Origin of the sequence: Vibrio zhanjiangensis (genome assembly GCF_030161235.1) — a bacterium.
Classification (GTDB): Bacteria; Pseudomonadota; Gammaproteobacteria; order Enterobacterales; family Vibrionaceae; genus Vibrio; species Vibrio zhanjiangensis.
Genome location: NZ_BSPW01000044.1, coordinates 70,968 through 90,462 on the forward strand (window position 1 = coordinate 70,968; position 19,495 = coordinate 90,462).

Consider the following 19,495-nt stretch of genomic DNA (forward strand, 5'->3'; position numbering starts at 1 on the left):
CGGCATGACACAAATTACTGTTAAGGCTCTAAGTGAAGAGATCGGCACTCCGGTCGATCGCTTATTGGAGCAACTTGCTGATGCTGGTATGGCAAAGGCAAGCGCAGACCGAGTGAGTGAAGAAGAGAAACAGAAACTTCTTACCCACTTAAAAAAAGAGCATGGTGATACTTCTGGTGAAGCTGAACCAACTCGTTTGACTCTACAGAGAAAAACTCGCAGCACTCTTAGTGTGAATGCTGGTGGAGGCAAGAGTAAAGATGTTCAAATCGAAGTTCGCAAGAAACGAACTTATGTGAAGCGCAGCATTATCGAAGACGAAGCAAATCGTGAAGCTGAGGAAGCAGCAAAGCGTGAAGCCGAAGAGCTTGCGAAGCGTGAGGCTGAAGAAGCAGCAAAACGTGAAGCTGCAGAGAAAGCACAACGCGAGGCTGAAGAAAAGGCAAAACGAGAAGCGGATGCAAAACGTGAAGCCGAAGAAAAAGCCAAACGCGTACAAGCTGATAAGGCTAAAAAAGACATGAATGCAAAAAGTGCCGAATTGACCGCGCAAGCGAAAAAAGAAGCAGACGATCTCAAACGTCGTCAAGAAGAAGAAGCTCAGCGTAAAGCTGAGCAAGAGGCGGCAAAGCTGGTTGAAGAAGCTCGTAAACTCGCTGAAGAAAATGAAGCTCGTTGGAGCGAAGAAGAGCAGAAGAAAAAAGAACTCGAGAACTCTGATTACCATGTCACAACATCATCTTATGCACGTGAAGCAGAAGATGCTGCTGATCGCAATGAAGAAGGTGGGCGTCGTAAGAAGAAAAGATCTAAGCCTTCAACTAAAGACGAAGAATCAGGACGTGGTAACGGGCGAGCGCCTCGCCTTGGAAAAGGTCGTAACAAAGGTAAGCTTGCCAAGCCTGCTTCTATGCAGCAAGGTTTTGATAAAACAGCCGTTGTAGCGAAAGCGGATGTGGTTATTGGTGAAACTATCGTTGTCTCTGAACTGGCTAGTAAAATGTCAGTGAAGGGTACTGAAGTCATCAAAGTGATGATGAAAATGGGTGCAATGGCAACGATTAACCAAGTGATCGATCAGGAAACGGCTCAGCTTGTGGCTGAAGAAATGGGTCACAAAGTGATTCTGCGTAAAGAAAACGAGCTTGAAGAAGCGGTATTATCAGATCGAGATAACGACGCGGAAGCAGTGCCTCGTGCTCCTGTTGTTACTATCATGGGCCACGTAGACCATGGTAAAACCTCAACGCTTGACTACATTCGTAAAGCACACGTTGCGTCAGGTGAAGCTGGGGGGATTACTCAGCATATTGGTGCATACCACGTTGAAACTGATAACGGTATGATTACTTTTCTTGATACACCGGGACACGCAGCGTTTACGGCGATGCGTGCACGTGGTGCTCAAGCGACAGATATTGTTGTACTGGTTGTTGCAGCTGATGATGGCGTAATGCCGCAAACAATCGAAGCTATCCAGCACGCGAAAGCAGCTGGCGTGCCACTTATTGTTGCGGTTAACAAAATCGATAAAGAAGATGCAAATCCAGACAATGTTAAGAACGAACTTGCTCAATATGACGTCATTCCAGAAGAGTGGGGCGGCGAGAATATGTTTGTACATATCTCAGCTAAGCAAGGTACAAATATTGAAGGACTACTAGAAACGATTCTTCTGCAATCTGAAGTTCTTGAACTTACAGCAGTAGAAGAAGGCATGGCATCTGGCGTTGTGGTTGAATCTCGTCTTGATAAAGGACGTGGTCCAGTTGCGACCGTTCTCGTTCAGTCTGGTACTCTGAATAAGGGTGACATCGTTCTATGTGGTCAAGAATATGGCCGCGTTCGTGCAATGCGCGATGAAAACGGTCAAGAAGTGACGAGCGCAGGCCCTTCTATTCCTGTTGAAATTCTTGGTCTTTCCGGTGTTCCAGCATCTGGTGATGAAGCAACGGTTGTACGTGATGAACGTAAAGCGCGTGAAGTCGCAAACTATCGTCAAGGTAAGTTCCGCGAAGTGAAGCTTGCACGTCAGCAGAAAGCGAAACTAGAGAATATGTTCTCGAACATGGCTGCTGGTGAGGTTGCTGAGCTGAACGTTGTTCTTAAAGCGGATGTTCAGGGCTCTGTTGAAGCCATTTCTGACTCGCTTGTGAAGCTTTCTACTGATGAAGTAAAAGTGAATATTGTCGGCTCAGGTGTGGGTGGTATTACTGAAACTGATGCTGTATTGGCAGCGGCTTCAAATGCTATCATTCTTGGCTTTAACGTGCGTGCGGACGCGACTGCTCGCCGTACCGTTGAGAATGAAAACCTAGATTTGCGTTACTACTCAATCATTTACCAACTAATTGATGAAGTGAAACAAGCGATGGGCGGAATGCTGGCTCCGGAATTCAAGCAAGAAATTATCGGTCTTGCTGAAGTTCGTGATGTATTTAAGTCGCCTAAGCTTGGTGCTATTGCAGGTTGTATGGTGACTGAAGGCTTGATTAAGCGTAACAATCCTATCCGCGTACTACGCGATAACGTTGTTATTTATGAAGGTGAACTGGAGTCACTTCGTCGCTTTAAAGATGATGTTCAAGAAGTTAAGAATGGCTACGAATGTGGTATCGGCGTGAAGAACTACAATGATGTTCGCGTGGGTGACCAAATTGAAGTATTTGAAGTCGTTGAAATACAACGTACTCTTGATTAATTGACTAAACCAGCTTTGAAAATTAAGCGGTAATTGGTTGTTGAATACGCCATGGGGGGCTGGTTATGACCATCCCCCCATTCTTTCTAATAAGAGAAAAGATATGTCAAAAGAATTTAGCCGTACGCAGCGCGTTTCACAGCAGCTGCAAAAAGAATTGGCCATGATCTTACAAAGAGAAGTTCGTGACTCACGTTTGGGCATGGTGACCATTTCTGATGTTGAAGTGTCACGAGACCTCGCTTATGCAAAAGTGTTTGTCACTTTTTTGTGTGTTGGTGAGCAAACACCAGAGTCGTGTCTTACTGCATTGCGTGAGCATGAAGTCCATATTCGTATGATGTTGGGTAAGCGAATTCGGTTGCGCCTAACGCCAGAGATTCGTTTCCATTATGATAATACTCTGGTTGAAGGGATGCGTATGTCGAATTTGGTGAGTGAAGTCATTAGTGAAGACAAACGCAAGCAAAAAGACGCCGGTCGTGAAGACGGTAATCCAGAAGAGGGTAAGGCTTGATGGCTCGTCGTCGTAAGGGTCGTCCAGTCAATGGTGTAGTCCTGTTGGATAAACCAACGGGCATTTCATCGAATGACGCTCTGCAAAAAGTAAAACGCCTATATTTTGCAGAGAAAGCAGGCCACACGGGGGCTTTAGATCCTCTTGCTACGGGCATGTTACCTATCTGTTTGGGCGAGGCGACTAAGTTTTCTCAATTTCTGTTGGATTCAGATAAGCGCTATCGAGTAATTGCGAAGCTTGGCCAGCGCACTGATACTTCTGATTCTGATGGTCAAGTTGTTGAGACGCGTCCAGTCAATGTTTCTCTCGAACACCTAGAAAACTGTATTGATAGATTTCGTGGTGAATCTGAGCAGATTCCTTCGATGTTTTCGGCGTTAAAATATCAAGGTAAGCCACTTTACGAGTATGCGCGTCAAGGGATAGAAGTACCTCGTGAAGCTCGCAAGATAAAGGTATATGAAATTTTACTTCATCGTTTTGAAGCCGATGAAGTTGAGATGGAAGTGCATTGCTCTAAAGGTACTTATATTCGTACCATAGTTGATGATCTTGGTGAAATGCTTGGTTGTGGGGCGCACGTTACTATGCTTCGTCGTACAGGTGTTGCTAACTACCCATACGAAAAAATGGTCACGCTAGAGCAGCTCAATGAGCTACTGGAACAAGCACACCGTGATGAAGTTGCTCCTAAAGAACTTCTCGACCCTTTACTTTTGCCTATGGATACGGCGGTTGAAGATTTGCCAGAAGTTAATTTAAACGCTGAGCTGACAGAGTTGGTGCAGCATGGTATGCCTGTTCAAGTTTTTGGGGTTCCGGATGCAGCTGTGCTGCGAATGACCTCCGGTGACCAACGTACTTTTATTGGTGTGGCTGAGTTAAATGACGATGGTAAAGTTGCACCGAAGCGGTTGGTTGTATTTCGTAGCGAAACCGATTAACCAAGGCTTTAAAGCCGAAGTGTGATGTTTCGGCTTTTGTATAATCCTATTTATTTATTGAATCAGATTATCTGCTTTGAGTAATTCTCGTAATTGGTCGGCTCGTTTTCTATTTACGCCGAAATCAGAATACCCGAGTCGAGACTCAGATCTTACGATCAAACTATTTCCCTCAATTCTCAGCTCAAGATCATCAACGAAACGCATGATTTTTGAGGTACATTCTATACGTAAGTAATGGTCTTGCTGTTCGGCGAGTTTTGCTCCTGGTAAACGGAGTGCAGCTTGTTCAACCAAATTCAAGTTAGCCCGTTCAGTCAATCTAAATGGCTCGATATTGTAGGCATCCCGGTTATCTTGCGTTGAGACACAATTTGGCTTGTTACCACAAGGCAACAAACTGCGATCTGTCATTTTCTGAACTCCTTGGCTACAAGCGGTTAAGATTGAGAGTGACAAACACGTTAAGATGGTTTTTATCATTTAAAATGTCCCTGTTGAGTAGAGCATTTAAGCCATCATTATAAAAAAGGGTCGACGCGAATACGTCAACCCTTTTTGTGTGTTTATGCTGGCTTACACCTGTAGATAATCAAGAATACCCTCTGCTGCCTTACGTCCTTCATCAATCGCTGTAACGACCAAATCTGAGCCTCGAACGGCATCACCGCCTGCAAAAATTTTTGCGTTGGTCGTTTGATATTGAAAGGGCTGATCTTGAGCTGCTTTAATGCGTCCCCATTGATCGAGTTCGACTTTGAACGGTGTTAGCCAGTCCATAGTGTGAGGCTGAAAACCAAAGGCCATGATAACGGCATCAGCCGGTAATATGTGTTCTGATCCTTCAACAGGTTCAGGTTTGCGCCTACCTGCATTATCCGGTGCGCCTAACTGTGTTTTGACTACTTTCACACCAGTCACTGCACCTAAAGCATCAACTTCGATTCCAAGTGGTTGAAGGTTAAACTGGAATTTGACACCTTCTTCCCTAGCGTTTTTTACTTCTCGTCTTGAGCCTGGCATGTTTTCTTCATCTCGACGGTAAGCACAAGTAACACTGGAAGCACCTTGGCGAATGGATGTACGTACGCAGTCCATCGCAGTGTCTCCACCTCCAAGCACCACAACCTTTTTACCAACCATGTCGATAAAAGGTTGGCTATTTTTTAGGTCCATCACTTTATAAGTATTGGAAATTAGGAAAGGCAGTGCGTCATAGACACCTTGGGCATCTTCATTGCCAAGCCCAGCTCTGATACTTTTGTATGTGCCAACACCTAGGAATACGGCATCAAAATCAGCCAGCAGTTGGTCCATTTGGATGTCTCGTCCAACTTCTGTGTTGAGGCGAAATTCAACTCCCATGTCAGAAAAAATTCGCCGACGGTTTTCCATCACACCTTTTTCCAATTTGAAAGAAGGAATACCAAAGGTGAGTAGACCACCAATTTCTGGGTAGCGGTCAAACACGACAGGTTTAACGCCGTTGCGCACAAGTATATCCGCTGCAGCTAGGCCTGCTGGACCTGCGCCTATGATCGCCACTTTCTTATCTGTCCATTCGACTTGTGACATATCAGGCTTCCAGCCCATTTCAAAAGCCTTGTCTGTAATGTATTTTTCGATATTTCCTATTGTGACTGCCCCAAAGTCATCATTTAACGTGCAAGAGCCCTCACACAGTCGATCTTGAGGACAGACACGGCCACACACTTCTGGCAGGCTATTGGTTTGGTGTGAAAGTTCCGCAGCTTCTACAATTCGTCCTTCATTGGCAAGTTTAAGCCATTGAGGAATATAATTGTGTACAGGGCATTTCCATTCACAATAGGGGTTTCCACAATCTAAACAACGATCAGCTTGAGCGGTTGCTTGTTGTTTAGTAAACGGCTCATAGATTTCAACAAATTCAATTTTACGCACTTTAAGTGGTTTTTTCGCAGGGTCTACGCGGTTTACGTCAATAAATTGATATACGTTCTGGCTCATGATTCAGATATCCTCCTTGATTACTGTGCTTGAACGCGCAGCTCGGCTGCACTGCGACTTTGATGACCCAGCAGAGTGCGAAGATCCGCTGCCTTAGGCTTTACAAGGTAGAATTTAGGAATCCATTCATCAAAGTTGGCGAGAATATCTTCAGCATGCACTGAAGCGGTTTCTTCTAAGTGTTCGGCAATCAATCCGCGTAGATGTTCTTGGTGGATATAAAGATCTGAAAGTGCCAATGCATCAACGGATTCGTCATTTACTCGCCCTTTAAAATCTTGGTTTTGATCCAACACATAGGCAAAACCACCAGTCATACCCGCGCCGAAGTTGACGCCTGTGGCACCAAGTATTGCGACTATTCCACCGGTCATGTATTCACAAGCGTTATCTCCCGCACCTTCAATGACGGCTATAGTGCCTGAGTTTCGAACCCCGAAACGCTCGCCAGCTTTACCTGCCGCAAAGAGTTTACCTCCAGTTGCACCATACAGACAGGTATTGCCTATGATGGTTGCTTGGTTAGATCGAAACGCGGTGCCAAGGTGTGGTTTGATGACAAGTTTACCGCCAGCCATTCCTTTACCCACATAGTCGTTAGCATCACCGGTGAGATACTGCTCAACACCACCAGCGTTCCATACACCAAAAGATTGTCCAGCGGTCCCATCTAGATACAGTTTAATAGGAGAGGCGGCCATGCCTTGATTGCCATAACGTTTGGCTATTTCACCTGAAATTCGAGCGCCAATTGAGCGGTCGGTATTGATGACGTTATAGAAAAAGTTTGCCGATTTACGTCCCTCAATCGCAGAGAGCGCATCATCGAGGATTTTTTGGTTAAGTTCACCCTTGTCAAATGGTGTATTTGGCTCTGTCCAAAACAATGGGTGTTGCTCTGGTGAGACTGGAGCCTCCAGTATGTGACTTAAATCTAGCTTGGCTTGTTTCGCCGTTATGCCCTCGATAACTTCTAACAGATCGGTACGGCCAATTAGGTCGGTTAGTTTTTCAACCCCCAGCTCAGAGAGTAGTGTGCGGACTTCATCAGCGAGACCGACAAAGTAGTTCATGACCTGCTCTGGCAAGCCTTTGAAATACTCCTTGCGTAAGGTTTCGTCTTGAGTCGCAACACCTGTTGCACAGTTATTTAGGTGACAGATACGCAAGAATTTACATCCCATGGCGACCATAGGCGCAGTGCCAAAGCCAAAGCTTTCTGCCCCTAATATCGCTGCCTTAACGACATCTAAACCGGTTTTCAGACCACCGTCGACTTGCAGACGAATTTTATGCCGCAATCCGTTTGTCACTAATGCTTGTTGAGTTTCCGCCAGTCCTAGTTCCCAAGGACATCCCGCATATTTCACTGAAGTAAGAGGGCTAGCCGCAGTACCACCATCATAGCCAGATATAGTGATAAGGTCGGCATAGGCTTTGGCGACACCGGTTGCAATCGTCCCTACGCCGGGTTCGCTAACCAGTTTGACGGAAACCAAAGCTTTGGGGTTAACCTGTTTTAAATCAAAGATCAATTGAGCAAGATCTTCGATGGAATAAATATCGTGATGTGGTGGAGGCGAGATAAGTGTTACGCCTTGCACAGAATAACGAAGCTTGGCGATTTCAGCGGTCACTTTGTGGCCAGGGAGTTGTCCGCCTTCTCCTGGCTTTGCACCTTGAGCCACTTTTATTTGCAGTACGTCTGCGTTTGTCAGGTAGTGAGGTGTTACTCCAAAGCGTCCTGAAGCAATCTGCTTAATACGAGAGTTACGCTCGGTCCCAAAACGGCGAGGATCTTCACCGCCTTCACCCGAATTCGAATACCCTCCCAAGCGATTCATTGCTGTGGCTAATGCTTCATGAGCTTCTGGGCTCAATGCACCAATTGACATGGCCGCTGAATCAAAGCGTTTGAAAAGCTCGGTATTTGGCTCAATTCGCTCGAGTGGCAGAGGGTTTTGGGATTTCTTTAGCTTCATTAAGTCGCGCAGTGTGGCAACGGGTCTTTGATTGACTTGTTGAGAAAAGCTTATGTAATCAGTTGCATCCCCAGATCTTACCGCTTGCTGTAAGGTACCGACGACATCTGGGTTATACGCATGGTATTCACCGCCATGAACGTATTTAAGCAAACCACCATGATCAATGGCTTTTCTTTTCGCCCAAGCTTTTTGAGATAAATTGAATAAATCCTGCTGGAAATCCTCAAAGCTTGCCCCTTGGATACGTGTCGATACACCATGAAAACATAGGTCAACGACCTCACAATTTAATCCTACCGCCTCGAATAATTGTGAACAGCGATAGGAAGCAATGGTCGAAATACCCATTTTCGACATGATTTTGTATAGGCCCTTATTGATACCATTTTGGTAGTTCTGCATCACGTCGCGATAATTTTTGTCTAACACCCCATCATCGATTAATTTTCCTAGGGATTCATAGGCTAAGTATGGATAGATGGCGGTTGCTCCAAAGCCCAACAGCACCGCGAATTGGTGTGGATCTCGAGCGGTTGCCGTTTCTACGATTATATTGGCGTCGCAGCGCAGATTTTCTTCTATCAATCGGCGTTGAACCGCTCCTACTGCCATAGCCGCTGGGATCGGGAGTTTTCCTTTGACCAAAGTTTTATCCGATAGAACAACCAATACGGTTCCATCTTTGACTCGCTTCACCGCTTGTTCGCACACGTCATGTATGGCTTGTTTTAGGTTTTTGGTATTCGGGTCGTAATTGATATCAATGATGGTGTTACGATAGTGAGCATCAGAGAGTTCAAGCAGCTGCTGCATGTCCGAATATAGCAACACAGGAGAATCAAATGTCACTCTGTGGGCATGACCATCAGTTTCACAGAATACATTCATTTCTTGACCAACACTGGTTGCCAGAGACATGACATGCTTTTCACGTAATGGGTCTATTGGCGGGTTAGTGACTTGGGCAAATTTCTGTCTGAAGTAATCGGTGAGCAAACATTCTTTTGAAGAGAGTACGGCCATTGGTGTGTCATCGCCCATCGACCCTACAGCCTCTTGGCCCATATCCCCCAGAACTCTTAGAACCTGGTCGATTTCTTCATTGCTCATCGCAAATTGCTTTTGATAAGTTTGAAGAAGGCTATTGTCAAAGTCGCGTGCGCCGACTTGGTTATCTGGTAATTGAGAAAATGGCGTAAGCTTATGAACATTATTATCCATCCACTCTTTATATGGATGGCGGTTCTTCAGATCATTGTCGATATCACTGGATTGCCATAGTTTACCGCGGCGAGTATCGACGACGAGTAACTCACCTGGACCGACTCGACCTTTTTGCGCCACTTCATCTGGCGCATAATCCCAGATACCCACCTCTGAGGCTAAAGTAATAAGCTGATCTTTGGTGATTACATAGCGGGCAGGGCGCAAACCATTGCGGTCAAGGTTACACGCTGCATAGCGACCATCAGATAGAACAATGCCTGCTGGACCATCCCAAGGTTCCATATGTTTTGAGTTAAAGTCGTAAAATGCGCGTAACTCTGGATCCATATCTGGGTGATTTTGCCAAGCGGGTGGAACGAGCATTCGCATGGCTCGAAACACATCCATACCACCAGCCAAAAATAGATCGAGCATATTGTCTAAACTGGATGAGTCTGAGCCTGTTTCATTGACAAAAGGTGCAGCGGTTTGTAAATCTGGAAGTAAGGGGGAAGCAAATTTATAAGCACGTGCTCTAGCCCATTGTCGGTTCCCTTCAATGGTATTGATTTCACCATTATGGGCAAGGTAACGAAAAGGTTGGGCGAGAGGCCATCGTGGTTGAGTATTGGTCGAAAACCGTTGGTGGAATAAGCAGATAGCAGACTCCATACGCAAATCAGCAAGATCGAGATAAAAGCGAGGTAAATCTGCTGGCATACAAAGGCCTTTGTACACCAGTACTTGAGTTGACAAGCTGCATATGTAGAAATCGTTATCGCTCACTATTTGTTTTTCTATGCGTCTTCGAGCAATGTAAAGACGACGTTCTATGTCTCGCTCACGCCAACCTGCAGGGGCTGAAATAAAAACCTGTTGGATATCGGGTAGTGAATCGTAAGCGATAGACCCGAGCACATCTGGATTTGTGGGCAGTTTTCGCCAGCCTGCTACCGTTAAGGTTTCTTGGGCTAATTCTTTGTTGATAATCTCTTTAGCTGATTGAGCTTTTATGGGATCTTGGCTGAAAAATACCATGCCAATAGCATACTGTTTGCCAAGTTTAAAACCGTGTTCTTCTGCGATGAGACGGAGGTAAGAGTCGGGCTTTTGCAATAGCAGGCCACAGCCGTCACCTGTTTTACCATCTGCAGCAATGCCACCACGATGCGTCATTCGATCAAGTGCTGAAATTGCAGTACGAACCAATTTGTGACTAGGTTGCCCCTCCATGTGTGCGATCAAACCAAATCCACAGTTGTCTTTTTCAAGGCTTGGATCATATAAAGCCATTGCAATTCTCCCTTTGCTTCTCTGTCTTCCAGACAGTGTTATCCACACAATGAAAGTTTATTTTGGTGGTTATTTATGCGCGGTTTTGAGTTTAATTCACATAAATATGTGAGAAAAACCTCTTATTATTTTTCTGTAACATGATGAAATCATTTTCATCAATGCAATCAACCTAAATCTTATGATGTAAAAGGTCAAGCTTTTGATTAAATATAGCGCAAAAGGTCTATTTAATGATTAAAGTATTTTAAATTGCAATATAAACAATGGGTTATGGTTTTTATTGTTACATTTTAATAACATTTTGCTAGGCGGTGAATTGGAAAAAATCAGCAGAATATGTGGGCGTTAAGATAAATTCCGGTAGAATTGAGTGGTTATTTACCTTGTTGTTAGAATCATTCAATATTATTTATAAAAATACAGAGAATCGAGAGAAAAAAACTGAGTCAAGCACAGAAAAATCGGCAGTTGAGTGATATTTTTTGTAGTCTTATATGAGTGGTAGCTGAAGGCAGAGAAGTACGAATGGATCAAGTATTATACTGGTTGTGGGATACGTCTCATGGGCATGGTTTTGACCTCGTAGTGATACTGCTGTTCACTTTTCTTTCAGTTACGCTTTATTATCGTGTGCAGCGGCATATTGAACTTCTTATCCAAGATGCACCATCAGCCCTAATTCTGGTAGAGGCTAAGTCAGGCAGATTGTTGCTTTCAAATAAGAACGCTATGCAGTTACTGGGCATCCGACGAGTCGGTAAATCATTTTTCTTCCCCGATTCGGTTTCCCGAGACTTTCTCATGTCAACGGTAGGACTTTTTGCTGGGGAAGGCTTCAAATGCTTTCCTATTGAATGGAAGGTATCGAAAAATAGCCGGATTAAGGTGGAGATCACTGGTCGGAGAACGATTTATCGTGGCCGTATTGCTTGGCTTTTATACCTATCATCGCATCAAGCATCACATGCAGAATTAGTGCGTGAAATTGAGTCGTTATCTATAGTGCGAAGTGCGCTCGACAACTTAACCGAGTTAGTGTTTATTAAAAACAACGAAGGTGAATTGATATCGACGAACAAAGCGTTTGAACGCTTTTGGGGAGATCGTCAACACGAAGGGTGTGCTGACATTAAAGGGGTTGTTAAAGGCAGAGCCAACAAGCGTCGCTGGACCACCGATGCTGAAGGACGAAGTTGTTTATTAGAAACATATCAAAATATTCTTATTGCTTCGTCTGGTGAGAGAATAGGTACTATAGGTATCAGCCATGATGTTACGGATTGGTATAACGTCCAAAAAAGCTTGCGTGATGAAATGGAACGGCGCCGAGATACTGAAGTTGCCTTGGCACAACGTGACACTATTTTGCAAAATATACTTGAGTCTAGTCCAGATGCTATTGGAATCTTCAATGAAAATATGGTGTATCAGGCTTGTAATAAACCTTTCATAAGAGCATTAGGGATTTCAGATGTTAACGAGTTAATTGGTCGGCGTCTTCAAGATCTGATACCCAATGATGTATACAGTCGTTTATCGGAAACGGATCAGAAAGTATTGTATGAAGGTAAATCGCTTCGTTACATCGATACATTGGTGGACAGTAAGGGCAATTCGACATGGTACGATGTCGTTAAGTCTCCATTTCGTGATCCTGGCTCAGGCACAAATGGTGTGTTAATTATGGCAAGGGATGTCTCAGAGCGTTATTTAGCCGCACAAAAACTCGAGCAAGCTAACCAAGAACTGGAGAGATTAAGTTTGGTCGATAGCTTGACCCAGATAGGTAATCGTCGCTATTTTGATGATCAATTGACTACTTTGTGGTCGTTGCACACTCGAGAGAAAAAACCTCTCACGGTAATGCTTTGTGATATTGATTACTTTAAGGGATTTAATGATCATTATGGACACCAAGCTGGTGATGAGGCTTTAGTTAAAGTGGCTCAGGCGTTTCGAGCTGTGTTGAATCGCAGTAGCGATTGTGTGTCTCGTTATGGTGGTGAGGAATTTGCGTTTATTTTGCCTAATTCGACAGCCGAAGGGGCATATCAAGTCGCCGAAGCTATTCACCTCAAAGTGAGGCAGTTGAAACTGGAGCATAATGCGTCAAAGGTTTGTCCGATCCTTACCGTCAGTATTGGTATTGCGAGTTTAATTCCAGAACCTTCGGATAAGAGTGAAGGTATAGTAGCACTTGCTGATAGTGCTTTGTATCAAGCCAAAGCAAATGGCCGCAATCAGACTTGTATTCATCACACATCCGAAGATTAGAGCGCAGTTGGAATTAGAATTCTTAGCCGTGTGAAGTCAAAAAAGGTAGAATTTCACTATCTTATCGCACGGAGCGCCTAATGAAACCTATAAAAAACCTCGCTCAATATTACGTCGATCTTTTGGTTAAGCTCGGTATTTTACGTTTTTCTATTCTTCTTGCTTTGGCCATTGTTGCTTTGGCTGTGGTTGTTCAAGTTGGTATTACCTTAGTTCTTAGCGGGCGTGTTGATGATATTGACATAGTTCGGTCGGTATTTTTTGGATTGTTAATTACTCCTTGGGCTGTCTACTTTCTCTCTGTTGTTGTCGATCAGCTTGAAGAATCAAGACAACGCCTATCAAAGTTAGTGTCAAAGCTCAGAGACATGCGCTCTCGCGATCAGGATTTGAACCACAAGTTACATCAAAATATTTCCAAGTTGAATTTGGAAATCGAAGAAAGAATTAAAGCCGAAGAAGCCAGAGAAGAAGCAATGAAAGATCTTGAAAATGAGGTCTATCAGCGAGAGCGTACTCAACTTGAATTGGCAGAAAGAACGGCACTTTTAAGATCGTTCATTGATGCTTCACCTGACCTTATCTATTACCGCAATGCCGATGGTGTGTTTTCAGGGTGTAACCGTGCAATGGAGGAACTAACAGGGAAGAAGGAGAACCAATTGGTGGGCCTAACTCCTTGGGATGTGTATCGTAAAGAAGTGGCGCAACAAATTGTAGATACCGACCAAAAAGTATTTTCTGATAATAAAGCGCTTACATACGAACAGTGGTTGGAGTATCCAGACGGACGCAAAAGTTTTTTTGAGTTACGTAAGGTGCCTTTTTACAGTAAAGATGGTCGCCATTTGGGGCTGGTTGGTTTTGGGCGTGATATCACGGAGCGAAAGAAACATGAAGAATCGCTAGAAAAAGCCAGCCGTGATAAGACAACATTTATTTCCACCATCAGTCATGAATTACGAACGCCACTAAATGGCATTGTTGGCTTGAGTCGAATGCTACTTGATACCCAACTCACTGATGAGCAGCGTCATCAAATGCAAACGATCAATGTCAGTGCGATTACTTTGGGCAATATATTTAATGACATTATTGATATGGATAAGTTTGATCGTCGCAAACTTGAATTATTTCCTGCCCCCTTGAATTTTGAGGAATTTGTTGCGGAAATGGAGAGTATTTCTGCATTGATGGCGTCGCAAAAAAACTTGCGTTTCGATTTGGAACGTCTTACTGACCTACCTGCGGCAATTGAGGTTGATGCTACTCGACTTCGACAGGTTTTGTGGAATTTGATCAGTAATGCCATGAAATTCACCAAAGAAGGTGGCGTCGTAATGACTGTCGAGGCTGAGACTCGAGATGCGTTGGCTTACATTACTATTGAAATTGAAGATAGTGGTGTGGGCATACCGGAAGCAGAATTAGATAAAATTTTTGCTATGTATTACCAAGTTAAGTCGAGCAAGGACAACCTTCATGCTGTTGGAACTGGTATTGGTTTAGCCGTCTCCAAGCAATTAATTAAGATGATGGGTGGGGACATTCAAGTAAACAGCGAAGAAGGGTTTGGTAGTACTTTTACTGTGACTCTTTGCGTGCCCTTGGTGACGGCAGACACGACTTTTGACCAAGTGGAGGAAAGGGACCAAAGAGAGCTCAATATTTTTATGGTTGAAGATATTGAACTCAATATTACAGTCGCCCGCTCCCTTTTCGAGAGTATGGGACATGAGGTTACGGTTGCAATGACAGGGCAAGATGCTATCGAAATGTTTGATCCAGAGCTCTATGACCTTGTCTTTTTAGATATTCAACTGCCTGATATGACAGGTTTTGATGTCGCGAGCTTCTATCGAAAAACGTATAAGGAATTGCCACCTTTAGTCGCTTTAACAGCAAACGTGCTCAAAAATAAAGATGAATATTTGGCTAAAGGAATGGATGAAGCAATAAGTAAACCTCTGTCAGTCAAAGCAGTACAAGACATTATCGCAAAATTTACATCCAGTGGTTGCCCAACACTTCCTGAGAGTATCAAATTAGAAGAACTAGGAGAGGTCAGTGAGCTTTATTATCGGGTACTCGATATTGAGATGCTGGAGTCTTATGTTTCCATTGTTGGCACTCAACCTGTGCTCGATAGTATAACCATGTTTGAAAATATGATGCCGGATTATATCAAGGTACTCGACTCGAATATGATAGCGAAAGACCAGCAAGGTATTGTTGAGGAAGCGCATAAAATAAAAGGTGCCGCGGGTTCTATAGGCCTAAAGCATATTCAAATGGTGGCCCAAAAAGCTCAGTCTCCAGAGCGCCCTGCTTGGTGGGAAAATATTGATGATTGGGTCGAAGAAATCAAAAATGAATATCAGAACGACATATTAACGCTAAAAGAGTGGCTTGGCAGAAAGAACAAATAATGGTCTGTGAGAGCCCATACGGTTTTAAAAATGAAGGATGAAATACTTTTCATCCTTCAGATCAATCATGATTTATTTTTGCTTTGCGACTTTTAATCCTGAATTAATGTCAAGAACGTCCTGTTCACTTAGAGTGCCTACCGCTTGACGTAGTTGAAGTACGCTCAATATATAGTCGTAGCGAGCGTTTGATAGGTTCTTATTGGCATCATAAAGATTTCTAGTTGAATCAAGAACATCAACAATAGTACGAGTACCTACATCAAAACCCGCTTCGGTGGCTTCTAGCGCAGATTTTGCAGAAACGACCGTTTGCTCATACGCACGCAGTGCGCCAATTGAGGCGTTAATGTTGTTGTTAAAGGCACGTACATCTTTAACAACACTTCGATAAGAGGCTTCAAGATCTTGGCTGGCGGCGACAAAATCAAATTCAGCTTGTTTGGTTAATGATGACGTTGCACCACCGCTGTATATGGGAACTGAGAGATTGAGGCCAATATTGAAATTATCAGAGTCGTAATCACTACCTGTAATGTCACTGTTCTTCTGCTCAGCAAGTGTATAGCCACCATCTAAAGTCAGTGATGGTAGATGCCCCGAGCTTTGTAATGAAATATTGTCTTTTGCAATATCTTTGGTAATTCGTGATGAAAGCAGAGTTAAGTTTTTCTGCTCAGCTTCTTTGAGTAGGCTGTCGACAGGCGCTTTGGTTTTGCTTGCAGAAAAGCGTTCAATATCAAGGATATTGAGGTCCGCATGCTCTAATCCTGTTATCTCCCGTAGACCTTCGTAGCTATTGACAAGGCTGTTTTCTGCTAACACTTCGTCGGCTAAAACGGAATCATATTGAGCTTGTGCATCATGAACATCAGTGATTGCAGATAAACCGACTTCAAAACGCTGTTTTGTCTGCTCTAATTGACGACCAACCGCGGCTTTTTCAGCTTGGACAAATTCCAAATTATCTTGTGCTCTTAATACATCGAAGTAGGCAGTTGAAACACGCAAAATAAGTGCTTGTTGAGCAGCGGCGTACGCGGCATCAGCTTTGCGAGCAGTCTTTTCTGCTGTGTCTAAAGTAAGCCAACTTGAACGCTTATACAGTTCTTGTGAAAAACCCAGAGTTGTATTCCAAACATCGAAATCATTGCTAGCATCTCTCAACTCTCCCTGATTGATGTCGTATGATGCCGTTAGATTGATTTGAGGGAGTAAGGTAGCACGACTTGAATTAATGGCTTCAAAAGCAGAGTCTCTTGATGCTTTAGCGCTTAAGAGTGTAGGGTCGTTTGTTTTTGCTTGATTATATATTTCCGTCAGTGTATCCGCGAAAACATTGGCACTTAAGCTGCCTAGTGTTGCACTGATAACAAGTGGAAGCAGTCTTCTCATCGGTTTTATTCCTGCCAAAATATGAAAAAGGTAACTCATCGAGAGTGTACCTCAAGTCTGATGCAAATTTACGCAAAATTTTGTAAATTTTTACACTGAGTTATCTAAAAAACGCATTAAAAGAGCGCGTTATTTAACTCAGAATATAAAAATTGTATAAAAAGTTGAACTACACCCTTGGAAGTTAAGCTTTTGTCTGAGTAAACTGTAAAATTAACTTATGAGGTAGCCAATGTCACATAATGATGACCAACAGCACGAATTTACTTCTCAAGATGTAGAGATACTCTCAAAAGAAACGCTATTTTCAGGCTTTTTTAACATGGTCAAGTATCGCTTTAGACACAAATTGTTCCAAGGCGGCTGGAGTGATGTGATTGAAAGAGAGATGTTCGAAAGAGGTAACGCTGCTGCCGTGCTTCCCTACGACCCAGTCAATGATAAAGTGGTTTTAGTCGAACAAATTCGAGTCGGAGCTTTGACAGATTCCAACCCTTGGCAGTTTGAAATTGTGGCCGGAATGATTGATTGTGGAGAATGTTCTGAAACGGTTGTCCGTCGTGAAGCCATAGAGGAAGCTAATGTTTCTATTAGTGATCTTTTAAAAGTCACCTCATATTATCCTTCTTCCGGTGGCTGCAGTGAAAGGTTGGATATCTATATTGGTAAGATTGATGCATCAAACGCAAATGGCATTCATGGTTTAGACTATGAAGGAGAGGACATCAAAGTTCATGTAGTAAGTCGAGAAACTGCTTACCAATGGGTGGTTGATGGGAAATTTGAAAATGGTGCTTCAATTATTGCATTGCAATGGTTGCAGCTGAATTACCAGTCCGTAAGAGAACAATGGCAAGACTAGCAGTAAAAAAGCCGTATCATGTAGACTTGGCAGATCTGATGCGAACTTATGAAACCAACTATGCCAAGTTAAATGCCCTGTTACCCAGCAAGGCTAAAGTGGGTGATGTGCGCTGTTACCAAGCGGCTAATATGACCTACCAAATTCAAGTGGCAGAAGTCACAAAGTACACAACTTTGGTCGATATCTGTCAAAGCGATGACGTTCCGGTGTTTCCTTTGCCCCAAATGTCTGTCAGGCTCTATCATGATGCTCGCGTAGCAGAGGTGTGTGAATGTGCACATCTGAAACGAGTTAGGGCTCGCTACGACTATCCTAATGATAAAATGGTTCAACAAGACGAAAAATTACAGCGCAACCGTTTTTTAGGAGATTGGTTATCTTTTTGTTTAAGGCATGGTATTAGCCGCACGCCACTCAATATTTAGGTTTATATTTTGAAAGTAACGTCTAATTCTGCAGATGGTAGTATCAGGCTGCTACAGATTACAGATACCCATCTATTCGAAGCTAAAGATGGCAGCCTTCTGAGTGTTAATACAAGTGATAGTTTTGATGCCGTTGTCAATGCGATTGTCGAGCAAAACACAAGTTACGAAGTGATTGTTGCTACGGGGGATATCTCACAAGACCATAGCGAGGTCTCGTATCAGCGTTTCGAAGCAGGCATCTCCAAGCTGAATAAGATGTGTTTTTGGCTACCGGGGAATCATGATTATAGGCCCAGTATGGACGCTGTACTGCCTTCGCCCCAGATTCAATATCTTGAACACCTCCTGCTTGGAGACCATTGGCAAATGATAGTGCTAGACTCTCAGGTTGTGGGGGTTCCTCATGGGCGCTTAAGTGAACAACAACTAGCCCTACTTGAAGATAAACTCAGTTTTTATTCAGATCGCCATACTCTGGTTTTATTGCACCATCACCCAGTATTAATTGGTAGTGCTTGGCTAGATCAGCATAGCCTTAAAGATGCTGAAAGCTTCTGGCATATCGTTGAACAACATCACAATGTCAAAGCGGTTCTGTGTGGTCATGTACATCAGGATATGGATAGATATCGCAACAATGTTAGAGTCATGGCGACACCATCTACATGTGTACAGTTTAAGCCTCTTAGTGATGATTTTGCCGTTGATGATCAGTCTCCCGGGTGGCGTGAACTTTTGTTAAGCCCAGATGGAAATCTAACAACCGAAGTGAAGCGCTTGCCTGCTGGGAGTTTTATGCCCGATTTTAGTTCATCAGGCTATTAAATGCTGAACTGCTGCCTTTGAGAATAACTATGAAGCCATCTTTACTCTTATATATTCATGGATTTAACAGCTCTCCTTTATCACAAAAAGCGACAATGATGAGCGAATATTGTGCTCAGCAAAGGCCTGACATTAAAGTTGTTGTGCCGCAACTTCCCTGTTTTCCGCAACAAGCTGCTGATGACTTATTAAACATAATTGAGCAGTACAAGGATGATTATCGTATTGGATTAATCGGCAGCTCTCTCGGAGGGTACATGTGTCTGTGGCTCAATGCTCAATTTGGTTTTAAGGCCGTGGTCATTAACCCAGCCGTTAGACCTTATGAGTTATTGGAAGATTACTTAGGGGAGCAAGAAAACCCGTATACAGGTCAGCGTTATGTGCTGGATAAAACTCATATCGAAGAATTGAAATCTTTAGATATCTCTAACATAACACATCCAGAAGATTTTTGGCTGTTGCAACAAACCCAAGATGAGGTGCTTGATTTTCGTCAAGCTGTTGAGCGGTTCGCATTGTCTAAACAGACAATAGAAGAGGGGGGGAATCACAGTTTTGTTGGTTTTGAACGTCATCTAAAGTCAATCATTGAATTCCTTCAGCTATAGTTTTCATTGAGGGAAAAGTCATAAATT

13 protein-coding genes are annotated in these 19,495 nt (G+C 43.5%); 9 read left to right on the forward strand and 4 right to left on the reverse strand.

Annotation, left to right across the window (positions count from 1 at the left end):
* Positions 1–4 precede the first annotated feature (4 nt).
* From infB to truB, 3 genes are all read left to right on the forward strand, one after another.
* The gene (gene infB, locus QQK21_RS11725; RefSeq protein WP_284192373.1) at positions 5–2,701 is read left to right on the forward strand and encodes a translation initiation factor IF-2; all 2,697 of its coding nucleotides are present in this window, start codon (positions 5–7) and stop codon (positions 2,699–2,701) included.
* A 103-nt stretch (positions 2,702–2,804) separates the two neighbouring features.
* Positions 2,805–3,218 (forward strand): 30S ribosome-binding factor RbfA, encoded by a 414-nt coding sequence (gene rbfA, locus QQK21_RS11730; protein ID WP_284192374.1) that lies wholly within the window; start codon positions 2,805–2,807, stop codon positions 3,216–3,218.
* A complete protein-coding gene (gene truB / locus QQK21_RS11735) occupies positions 3,218–4,165 on the forward strand; it encodes a tRNA pseudouridine(55) synthase TruB (RefSeq protein WP_284192375.1) in 948 nt (315 codons plus the stop codon). The genes rbfA and truB overlap by 1 nt, the downstream gene beginning before the upstream one ends.
* Before the next feature lie 54 nt (positions 4,166–4,219).
* On the opposite strand, the gene QQK21_RS11740 is transcribed toward truB, so the two are convergent.
* The 3 genes from QQK21_RS11740 to gltB form a co-directional block, all read right to left on the reverse strand.
* Positions 4,220–4,648, reverse strand: a complete 429-nt coding sequence (locus QQK21_RS11740) for a DUF1499 domain-containing protein (RefSeq protein ID WP_284192376.1) — start codon at positions 4,646–4,648, stop codon at positions 4,220–4,222.
* Between the two features lie 93 nt (positions 4,649–4,741).
* Positions 4,742–6,154, reverse strand: a complete 1,413-nt coding sequence (locus tag QQK21_RS11745; protein ID WP_284192377.1) for an FAD-dependent oxidoreductase — start codon at positions 6,152–6,154, stop codon at positions 4,742–4,744.
* A 20-nt stretch (positions 6,155–6,174) separates the two neighbouring features.
* Positions 6,175–10,638 (reverse strand): glutamate synthase large subunit, encoded by a 4,464-nt coding sequence (gene gltB, locus QQK21_RS11750; protein WP_284192378.1) that lies wholly within the window; start codon positions 10,636–10,638, stop codon positions 6,175–6,177.
* 528 nt (positions 10,639–11,166) lie between these two features.
* Between gltB and QQK21_RS11755 the strand changes: the two genes are divergently transcribed.
* On the forward strand, positions 11,167–12,915 hold the full coding sequence (locus tag QQK21_RS11755) for a diguanylate cyclase domain-containing protein (RefSeq protein WP_284192379.1): 1,749 nt from the start codon (positions 11,167–11,169) through the stop codon (positions 12,913–12,915).
* An 80-nt stretch (positions 12,916–12,995) separates the two neighbouring features.
* Complete coding sequence (gene arcB, locus QQK21_RS11760; protein ID WP_284192380.1) at positions 12,996–15,344, forward strand: aerobic respiration two-component sensor histidine kinase ArcB; 2,349 nt, start codon at positions 12,996–12,998, stop codon at positions 15,342–15,344.
* A gap of 72 nt (positions 15,345–15,416) precedes the next feature.
* Here the strand turns inward: arcB and tolC are convergent, their stop codons facing one another.
* A complete protein-coding gene (tolC, locus tag QQK21_RS11765; RefSeq protein WP_284192381.1) occupies positions 15,417–16,739 on the reverse strand; it encodes an outer membrane channel protein TolC in 1,323 nt (440 codons plus the stop codon).
* Positions 16,740–16,971: 232 nt separating this feature from the next.
* Between tolC and nudF the strand changes: the two genes are divergently transcribed.
* The 4 genes from nudF to yqiA are packed head-to-tail and all read left to right on the forward strand — an operon-like array spanning position 16,972 to position 19,468.
* Positions 16,972–17,601 carry an ADP-ribose diphosphatase gene (nudF, locus tag QQK21_RS11770; RefSeq protein WP_284192382.1) on the forward strand — a complete coding sequence of 210 codons (630 nt, stop codon included), beginning with the start codon at positions 16,972–16,974 and terminating at the stop codon, positions 17,599–17,601.
* On the forward strand, positions 17,589–18,029 hold the full coding sequence (locus tag QQK21_RS11775) for a DUF1249 family protein (RefSeq protein WP_284192383.1): 441 nt from the start codon (positions 17,589–17,591) through the stop codon (positions 18,027–18,029). Before nudF ends, QQK21_RS11775 begins: the two co-directional genes overlap by 13 nt.
* Before the next feature lie 9 nt (positions 18,030–18,038).
* A complete protein-coding gene (cpdA, locus tag QQK21_RS11780; RefSeq protein ID WP_284192384.1) occupies positions 18,039–18,857 on the forward strand; it encodes a 3',5'-cyclic-AMP phosphodiesterase in 819 nt (272 codons plus the stop codon).
* 29 nt (positions 18,858–18,886) lie between these two features.
* Positions 18,887–19,468: an esterase YqiA gene (gene yqiA, locus QQK21_RS11785; protein WP_284192385.1), complete on the forward strand. Its 582-nt coding sequence runs from the start codon at positions 18,887–18,889 to the stop codon at positions 19,466–19,468.
* Positions 19,469–19,495 lie beyond the last annotated feature (27 nt).